Raw genomic sequence first — 8,050 nt, 5'->3', positions numbered from 1 at the left:
TTGAAACTAGGTATATGGTTATCGAGAGCTAAAAAATATTTTCCAAATAGCCACAATACTATTATTCGTTGGTTTGATGAAATTATTGCTTACTTTGATAATAGGACAACTAGTGGTACTGTTGAGGGTATAAATAACAAACTCAAGCTAATTAAACGCTCGGCTTATGGATTTAGAAACTTGGAAAACTTCCGGATTAGATGCTTATTAAATTGGCATTTTAATTGTTGATCTAGCATAACAGGTACTGAAGAGCCAAGAATTTTCATCGGCGATCACCAGAACTACCGTCATAATGACAGCTGAAGCCGTAGCGACTACCCATACCGGTTGTGTCCAGAAAGTGTCGATAACTTTCTCCGGTATTTTTTTAATGGTTTGACTCCACGACTGCTCTGATAATTGAGTCTGAAATTGTTGATAACTGTCGGTAACTTTCGCTAGAATTTCTTTGAAAATATCCCCATCTAACTGAATTGATACTAAAGGCTTTTTCTGCGGCTTTATTTCGGGTTGAAATGGCTTATATTCGTTTCTTTCTACCTTTAATTCTGAAGGTTTCTTAATAGTTGCTGTTTCATCTCGTACAACTGTTGGTTGAGCTTTTTCACCTGCACCTTGCAACATCGTTTGCGTTATCGCTCTATAGGCATTTACCCACGCCAGCTTGACTTCAGGAGTCCAATCTTGCTGGAGATATTGCTCCAAAGATACCAGCAGGGCTTCCCCAACTGGACCATAATGTTTGGCAGTTGCCCCATATCCGATGTGTCTACCTCCCAGAGCTTTGAGAACTTCCCCTAAAGCATCGGGATTGCGGAGACTTTCTACCACCAACACCAGAGCATTAATCAGCTTCTTCTGTTGCTTTGCCATATCAGTTGTGGCAAACAACGGTTTCACTTCTGGGTGCGCTGTAAACAGATTTTCGTAGAAGCTAGCTGCAAATTCATCAGCACGAAGTTTGACTTTCTCAAAACTTTGTTCCAGTATCTCTACAGGTAATTTTGACTCTAAATCTGGGACTGACTGGCTTTTTTGTTCTGCTGGTGCGGTTGGTGCTGTCGCTGGTTGTTTGTGTGAAGTTGCCCTTGTCTCTACTTTTTCTGGTGCATGAGCTACACCTGCACCTTGTAACATCGTTTGCGTTATCGCTCTATAGGCATTTACCCACGCCAGCTTGACTTCAGGAGTCCAATCTTCTTGTAGATATTGCTCCAAAGATACCAGCAGGGCTTCCCCAACTGGACCATAATGTTTGGCAGTTGCCCCATATCCGATGTGTCTACCTCCCAGAGCTTTGAGAACTTCCCCTAAAGCATCGGGATTGCGGAGACTTTCTACCACCAACACCAGAGCATTAATCAGCTTTTTCTGTTGCTTTGCCATATCAGTTGTGGCAAACAACGGTTTCATTTCTGGGTGCGCTGTAAACAGATTTTCGTAGAAGCTGGCTGCAAATTCATCAGCACGAGATTTAACTTTCTCAAAACTTTGCTCTAAAAGTTCAACGTTCAAAGACATATTTCGCCCCTAATTTAAAAGCTAAACTTTGCTATGCTTAAATCCTTATACTTTGCTCATAAGACCTTTTGGCTTATGAGCAAAGTATTTAGTATTCCAGATAGGTTGTTAATCAGAGTTTTTGATTTGAAAAGGTCGATAAGCTTCTTGAAAACTAAAAAGATACTGCGTCTGCACCTTTTAACATCTGTTGTGTAATTACTCCAAAGGCATCTGTCCACGCTTGCTTGACTTCAGGAGTCCAATCTTGCTGGAGATACTGTTCAAAAGTTGTCAGCAATGCTCCCCCAACTGCGGGATAATGTTGGGGAATTGTCCCATATCCAACGTGTTTGGCTCCTAAAGTTTTGAGAGCTTCCCCTAAAACCTCTGGTTTACGGAGATTTTGTACCACCAAGCCCAAAGCCGCTAACAGATGTTTCCGTTGCTCTGCCATATTCGTTTTAGCAAATAGCGGTTTCACTTCTGGATGAGCGGCAAATAGATTTTCGTAGAAGCTGGCTACAAATTCATCGGCATGAGGTTTGACCTTCTCAAAACTTTGCTCTAAAAGTTCAACGTTCAAAGACATATTTTGTACCTGACTTGAAAGGATAACCTTCCCATGTCTAAACACAGGGTTTTCTGGACTTTCCGCCCTTACGAATGATTTTAATTCCTTTTCTAGAGTCCGAGAATCCCTGTGCTTCAGCCAGGGCTTGAGCTTACAAACTCAAAGAATCTAATTCTTGCCACATCGCAGCCATAAAATCTCCTGCATTTTCTATGCCCATCTCTCCCAATGCTTGCCACTCCTCAGCACTGTAATCAAAATCGAGTCCCATCACATCTTGAGTCCAATAAGGCAAATTAGATGGGTTTTCCATTAGTTCGCACGTCATCTTCAAAATTTCTGTTCCTGAAAGCTTTTTTCTAGCCTTTACCGCCAAACAAAAGGAAAGTAATTTTCTTAAATTACTTTCTGGTGGAATTGACATCAGAAAAGCCATATTTTGTGCTAGTACAAACTTGTCTAACTTCATTGACTCTATTTTTCTTGCTAGTTTGGAGGTACTCAAGTAAGGTGTTTTTGATCGGGAGGGAGAGCGATCGCTCTTTTCAGATTTTATCCACAGTTACCAGAATTTTGGCTAGAAATTTTCTTTTCTATAGCCAAACCCGTATTTATGGCAGAGATTCCTCAATTGTAGCGAGAGTCCGGGAGGGCCGCAGAAATATACGTCAACTTTATCGGGCGCGTGTTGCTTTGCCACATCTTGGAAAATCTCCTCCCAATCTGGACGACCCGTTTGTGTACGGCTCTTTAAACCTGTAATCAAATCAACCTGCGTTTGGGAATGCATCAAATCCATTGCCACAAATAGGGTGCTGGATTTCATATCAGACTTTTGCTGGGCACCTGTCATATACAAATTAATGTCAAATAGGTTGTTAGTGTCTTCGGCTTCGATTCTGGATAACAGTTCAACAAACCATTCAAACGCTTTTTGCTCTCTGTTGAGCCAGTAAAAATGTACCTTTTGCAAATTCATTCTTGAAGAACCTTGTTTGTTGCGGTACAACATACTTTTCAAGATAGAGGCAAATGGAGTTATGCCAATACCCGCAGCGATTAGAATAGCGTACTTAGATTCAAAAATGTGGGTACTTGGCGTACCGTAGGGACCATCTAAATGGACAAGCACTCCAGGCTCGTATTTAGAGTTACCTGACCGTATCCATTGCTCGTGCTGCTCTCGGAAAAGTTGATATAACTTTCCAGTCCAACTGCCCGCAGAGCGTATGTGTACAGATAAGACATCCTGCATTTCGGGGGCGCTACTAATTGTAAATGGATGCCATTCATATTTGGAGAGACTGGGACATTTAACAAACACATAGTCCCCTGGTTGATAGTGGAAAGATTGCGAACGTGCAATTTCCAAACCTAGAACTTTGGAGGGGAGTAAAGTGGCATTAACTACATAGGCTGGCTCTTTTGTATTCCGAGCGCGAATAACCAGTTCGATCGCAAATCCCACAACAGGTAACAACACCCACTGCCAAAAAACTGGCCCGTGAACTAACGCCAGGGCAAACCACACGACTTACAACATATGAGCTGTATAGAAAAGCGCAAATTTTCCGCCTTTGCGGATTGGAGCTTGCGCTGTCACCCACATAACTGCGAAAACTAGCAGTAATAAAAATCCTGACAAGCCAGCCTTCGTTGCAAAAAGACTTTGTGCAAAGGGAATCGGCAATGTGGTGTAATTGAGAAAATGCGCGATCGTATGGACGATCGCAAAGGCAAACATGAATTGACCCACGAGCTTGTGAAACTCGATGCCCTCATCTATGGGCAGATAGTTGTTGATGCTCGTTTTGCGAAGCCAAGTCATAAAATGCCGCAACATGGGAATTAGGATCAATGCCCCGTTAAAGTTGAGCGCTGCGCCACATCCCCGCGCAATTTGTACGTACAAATTTGCGCCTTGGCTTGCGTATCGATCAACCGCTCCAAAGAAAAGCAACAAGTTGACAGCAAGATAGAGAGACAAAAAAGCAATCTTAACCCAGTTGTTTTGAATGTAATGCTTGACGTAGAGCTGGCGCGACCTTTTCTGTTTGGGCAGAACTGGTATGGTGTCATCTGGCTTGCGAGGTTTTAACCAGCTAACGGGGCTAACTGCCATCGCCTCAAGAAGATCGGGATGTTTTCCGATTAAACCTTTGAACTCTTTAAATGAAATTTCGCCACTTTTATCTGTATCAGCTTCTAAAAACAAAATGTCAATTAGAGCGGCAACTTGCTCCGGCGGAAAATCGAGATTATTTTCTTTCAAACTAGCAACAATCAAACGAGAAACTTCATCCTTTTCAATGGAACCGTCCCCGTTTATGTCGTGCAATCGGTAAGCAAATTCCAGTTTTTCATCTTCAGTTGCAAAGACAAGTTCCTCTACTGTTTTCAAAAACTCTTCAATGTTGATAATGCCACTTTTATCGCTATCAAATATGGAAAACATTCGGGTTGCAAAATATTCGTCTTTTAGCCCCAGAGCTTTCTTAAATTCTGCTTGGTCGATCTGTTGGTCTTTTCCGGCAATTTGGGTAAAGACTCTTCGCAATTCTTCTAAAGTTTTTCTGGGCGTATCCATCGTCCAATTAACCTCTTGAAAATTTTACTTTTTGGAGTATTTTTTCTAGCCTTTATCGCCTTAAAAAAGCAATTTTTTTAAATGACTTTCAGGGAGCGATATTAGAAAAACCCTATTTTGGCGTGTACGAATTTGTCTAATTTCATGGGTATCTATTTCTTTTCCTAGCTGGGAGGTACTATATTGATGTGTCACGCACTGTAGCTGGCTACAGTTGTTTCAACCAATCTCGTCCAATTTCAAATCGTCAATATAGAGCAAGAAGAAGCCAAGAAAAATGGTCAGTAGCGATCGCCAAAATGGTTGCATGGGGATGTCCCAGAGCAAACCCCAAATCCCACACCAGGAAATTATAATGGCGATCAGCGTATAGATGGTTGACAGATTGGAATATTTGGTTTTGAAGTAGTGGAAGACCTTTTCTCTAGAATTCATATCCTCGACAGCTTTTTCTGAAGGAGTTTTTTTCATAAATAGCAGCTCCTTCAAGGATAAATCGTCCAATAAAAGCATTGTCAAAGCCAAGGCATCATCAACACCACCGTCTTTATCTACTATTACTGGAACGGGCTGATTGGGAAGGACTATCATCCTAACTACTGCTCCATAAAACTAATCAGAAGGCGATATAAATCCTTGCTACCCAGGCAGAACCCGTTAAGCAAAGGTTTAAAATATTTCTAGTTGTAAATTAATCGTCCTTCTATATGGCTATTAAGATTTTGATGATGGCTAAAGTATTCTTCAAGGACATTCTGGCAAGAGGTTGAAACTACTTTTGCGTTGTCTAATTTTGTCACTTCTTCAGTTGTTATGCCTAGACTATGTAGGGAATTTTTGTAATGATATTCCTCTACACAGATAGTGTATTCAGCATCAGCTTGTACAGGTTGTCCATTAATGCTCAAATAATGCTCAAAGATTCAAGCTGATTTTGGGAATCACTGTAAACTGCCTGAGTACCTTTGCTTACCTGAAAACAACAACTTTCACCGGGAATTCTGTTTTCCAGTCTCATAATATGTGCAAATATCTGGGTGAGCTGTACGCCTGTAACTTTAAGTTTATAAAGTACATCGTCGTAAGGAAAAACTTCTTTAAGATCGCTCAGTGTCACTAGCGGCCCTAATTTTGTTTTACGAATTGAACCACTTCCTATCAGAGCTACATCTAACGTATCTAGTTGGGCAACAATATCAACGATTAAGTTACCCAATTCCGTTTCTTCTTCACGATTAGGATGGGTCAGTTTATGTGCTAATCTTCCAATTAGTCGATTATATTTGCGATCGACTTCTTCTTGGAAAGTCGCAATCAGCTTTTCGATTTCTGGATCTGGCTCAGCCAGATTATTATCTACAGGGAGGAGTTGCCACTTCCATTCAACGATGCTGTTAGTATCGTCATCCACTACAATATCGAAACGTCCAATTTGATCTGTGCCAATTCCAGCTTGTGCGATCAGAATATTGTTAACTTCGGCAGGTTGTTCTAAAAATGTATGGGAGTGTCCGCCAATAATCATATCCACACCCCATTGCGGGTTTAGCAATGCCGCTAGTTTTTTATCCTCTTCAAAACCGATGTGAGTTAGCAGAATTGTTAAGTCAATGTCCTCGTTTTTGTAGGCGTCGCAAATTTTACCAACTTCTGAAGCAGCATCTTCAAGATTTACGAATGTGCCAATACTACCGTCACGTTTTAATGACTTGAGAACTTCTTCAGTAATAATCCCGATGAACATAATATCGAATCCATCTACATTGAGGATGATATATGGATTCATCAAGCGTTTGTTGTACTTTGTGATATACAAGTTGGCATTCACGATTGGAAAATTTGCCATTTTTTCCAGGAACAGTAAGTGAGGTAACCCATAATCTAATTCGTGATTCCCCAGAGTCACTACATCTGGAGCGAGGTAATTCATAATCTCTATGGTTGAAAGACCTTTATATTCCTTATCAATGAGAGAACCCTGTACCATGTCACCAGAAATGACAAAAAGCACGTTTTTCTCTTCCTGGCGCACCTTATTGATATAGCCGGAAAGCAGCGACATTCCACCAATCAAATGACCTTCTTCACCCCCAGCCTCTGCCAGGAAGTCTCCATGCATATCATTTGAATGTAAGATCGTAAACTTTTTAAACCGCTCTGTGGTCATCATCATTTTTTACGTTTGTGAAACTAATACGTTTAATTTTGCCTATTCAGCGTTTCAGATCCCCGACTTCTTTAAGAAGTCGGGGATCTCGCCTTCACGAAAGAGCAGCGGTTGTGAATAGCTGCTTCAAATCTTCAACGAAGCTGGTGAAAAATTTGCCCTCATCGACCTGCAACGCCACCCAGGCATTTGCTCCTGTTTTCGGTGCAGGACGACTATCAATGGATGTCTGTCCCAGAGTCCACTCTCCCTTTGTTTCAACCTGGACTTTTGCCCTTTTCAACATCAGTGTTTCTGGATAAAATAGGTATCCCAAGGTTGCTGCATCATGGACAAGGAGACCTGGAATTCCTGCTGTTTCTCGATAACTCAAGGCTGTGCCAATCATGAACTCACAAAGAGCGATCAAGAATTGAGAAAGTTTACTCTCCGGATTCGCCTGAGTGACTGCCTGAGTCATCTCTCGCGTGAAGATTAAGTGCCGCGTCACATCTAGCGGCATCACAACAATATCATCTCGGCTATCAAATACTGTCTGAGCCGCTTCAACATTAAACCAAATATTAAATTCAGCATGGGGAGTCACATTACCAGGACAGAAGAAGGCACCCCCCATGATCACAATTTCCTTGGCTTTTTTCAGGATGCCGGGACTTTTCGTTTCCGCAGCAGCGAGGTTGGTCAGGGGTCCGATCGCTACAATGGTAATCTCTCCCGGAGCTGCGTTCAGCTCGTCGATGATGATTTCGTCGGAGTAGTGAGCTTCCTCAAAGTTATGCGTGGCTGGAGGTAAAGTATGGGACAGATTGCCCATCCCATCCGACCCATGAATATGGCCAGCATCTTCTACAATTTCTTCTTTTAAGGGGACACCGCGACCCACCTTTATGTCTGAGAACCCTACTAAATTTAAAATTTGGCTAGCACTAGAAAACGTGCGTTTAGCAGCGACATTGCCATCGGCGGAAGTAACAGCAACAAGTTCAGCGAGTCCTTGTTTGACCAAGCCGAGAAGCCAAAGGAAGGCGTAGATATCATCTCCACCCGGATCAGTGTCGAGAATAATTTTGGGATGAGTAAGTTGAGTTGTCACAGAAGTGTTGAATCCAGACATAAAACTTCATGAAAGATTAGACAAGCATATTGGGCAGTAAATCGTAGCTCCAATGCACAATGGAACAGCGGCGGCTCAATTCTAATTGCAAATAGCGAAATTTAT

General features: G+C 41.9%; 8 protein-coding genes and 1 pseudogene. 1 reads left to right on the top strand and 8 read right to left on the bottom strand.

What is annotated here, in order from left to right; all coding sequences use genetic code 11:
* A partial coding sequence (locus ACFW2W_RS14230) for a transposase (protein ID WP_378179053.1) occupies positions 1-231 on the top strand: 231 nt, incomplete at its 5' end.
* Here ACFW2W_RS14230 and ACFW2W_RS14225 read toward each other — a convergent pair.
* The 8 genes and pseudogenes from ACFW2W_RS14225 to ACFW2W_RS14190 form a co-directional block, all read right to left on the bottom strand.
* Positions 208-1,524, bottom strand: a complete 1,317-nt coding sequence (locus ACFW2W_RS14225) for a globin family protein (RefSeq protein ID WP_378179050.1) — start codon at positions 1,522-1,524, stop codon at positions 208-210. The genes ACFW2W_RS14230 and ACFW2W_RS14225 overlap by 24 nt on opposite strands.
* 154 nt (positions 1,525-1,678) lie before the next feature.
* Entirely contained in the window at positions 1,679-2,095 is a 417-nt protein-coding gene (locus ACFW2W_RS14220; RefSeq protein ID WP_378179047.1) for a globin family protein, read from the bottom strand.
* Between the two features lie 133 nt (positions 2,096-2,228).
* Positions 2,229-2,582, bottom strand: coding sequence for a hypothetical protein (locus ACFW2W_RS14215; protein WP_378179044.1), 354 nt, complete (start codon positions 2,580-2,582; stop codon positions 2,229-2,231).
* A gap of 72 nt (positions 2,583-2,654) precedes the next feature.
* Positions 2,655-3,608 (bottom strand): NADPH oxidase family protein, encoded by a 954-nt coding sequence (locus ACFW2W_RS14210; RefSeq protein WP_378179041.1) that lies wholly within the window; start codon positions 3,606-3,608, stop codon positions 2,655-2,657.
* A gap of 3 nt (positions 3,609-3,611) precedes the next feature.
* The gene (locus ACFW2W_RS14205; protein ID WP_378179038.1) at positions 3,612-4,664 is read right to left on the bottom strand and encodes an EF-hand domain-containing protein; all 1,053 of its coding nucleotides are present in this window, start codon (positions 4,662-4,664) and stop codon (positions 3,612-3,614) included.
* Between the two features lie 219 nt (positions 4,665-4,883).
* Positions 4,884-5,255 (bottom strand): hypothetical protein, encoded by a 372-nt coding sequence (locus ACFW2W_RS14200; RefSeq protein WP_378179035.1) that lies wholly within the window; start codon positions 5,253-5,255, stop codon positions 4,884-4,886.
* A gap of 89 nt (positions 5,256-5,344) precedes the next feature.
* Positions 5,345-6,837, bottom strand: a pseudogene (locus tag ACFW2W_RS14195) (bifunctional metallophosphatase/5'-nucleotidase).
* 88 nt (positions 6,838-6,925) lie between these two features.
* Positions 6,926-7,945 (bottom strand): nucleoside hydrolase, encoded by a 1,020-nt coding sequence (locus tag ACFW2W_RS14190; RefSeq protein ID WP_378179032.1) that lies wholly within the window; start codon positions 7,943-7,945, stop codon positions 6,926-6,928.
* Positions 7,946-8,050 lie beyond the last annotated feature (105 nt).

The sequence above is a fragment of the Coleofasciculus sp. H7-2 genome (assembly GCF_042747725.1).
GTDB lineage: Bacteria > Cyanobacteriota > Cyanobacteriia > Cyanobacteriales > FACHB-T130 > FACHB-T130.
Note: the sequence above shows the minus strand (reverse complement) of the source record. Positions and strands in the feature narration are given on the sequence as shown.

Excerpts from the sequence above, each read along its gene's own strand:
- ACFW2W_RS14225 (WP_378179050.1), bottom strand. The coding sequence starts at position 1,524 with ATGTCTTTGAACGTTGAACTTTTAGAGCAAAGTTTTGAGAAAGTTAAA.
- ACFW2W_RS14220 (WP_378179047.1), bottom strand. The coding sequence starts at position 2,095 with ATGTCTTTGAACGTTGAACTTTTAGAGCAAAGTTTTGAGAAGGTCAAA.
- ACFW2W_RS14205 (WP_378179038.1), bottom strand. The coding sequence starts at position 4,664 with ATGGATACGCCCAGAAAAACTTTAGAAGAATTGCGAAGAGTCTTTACC.
- ACFW2W_RS14200 (WP_378179035.1), bottom strand. The coding sequence starts at position 5,255 with ATGATAGTCCTTCCCAATCAGCCCGTTCCAGTAATAGTAGATAAAGAC.
- ACFW2W_RS14190 (WP_378179032.1), bottom strand. The coding sequence starts at position 7,945 with ATGTCTGGATTCAACACTTCTGTGACAACTCAACTTACTCATCCCAAA.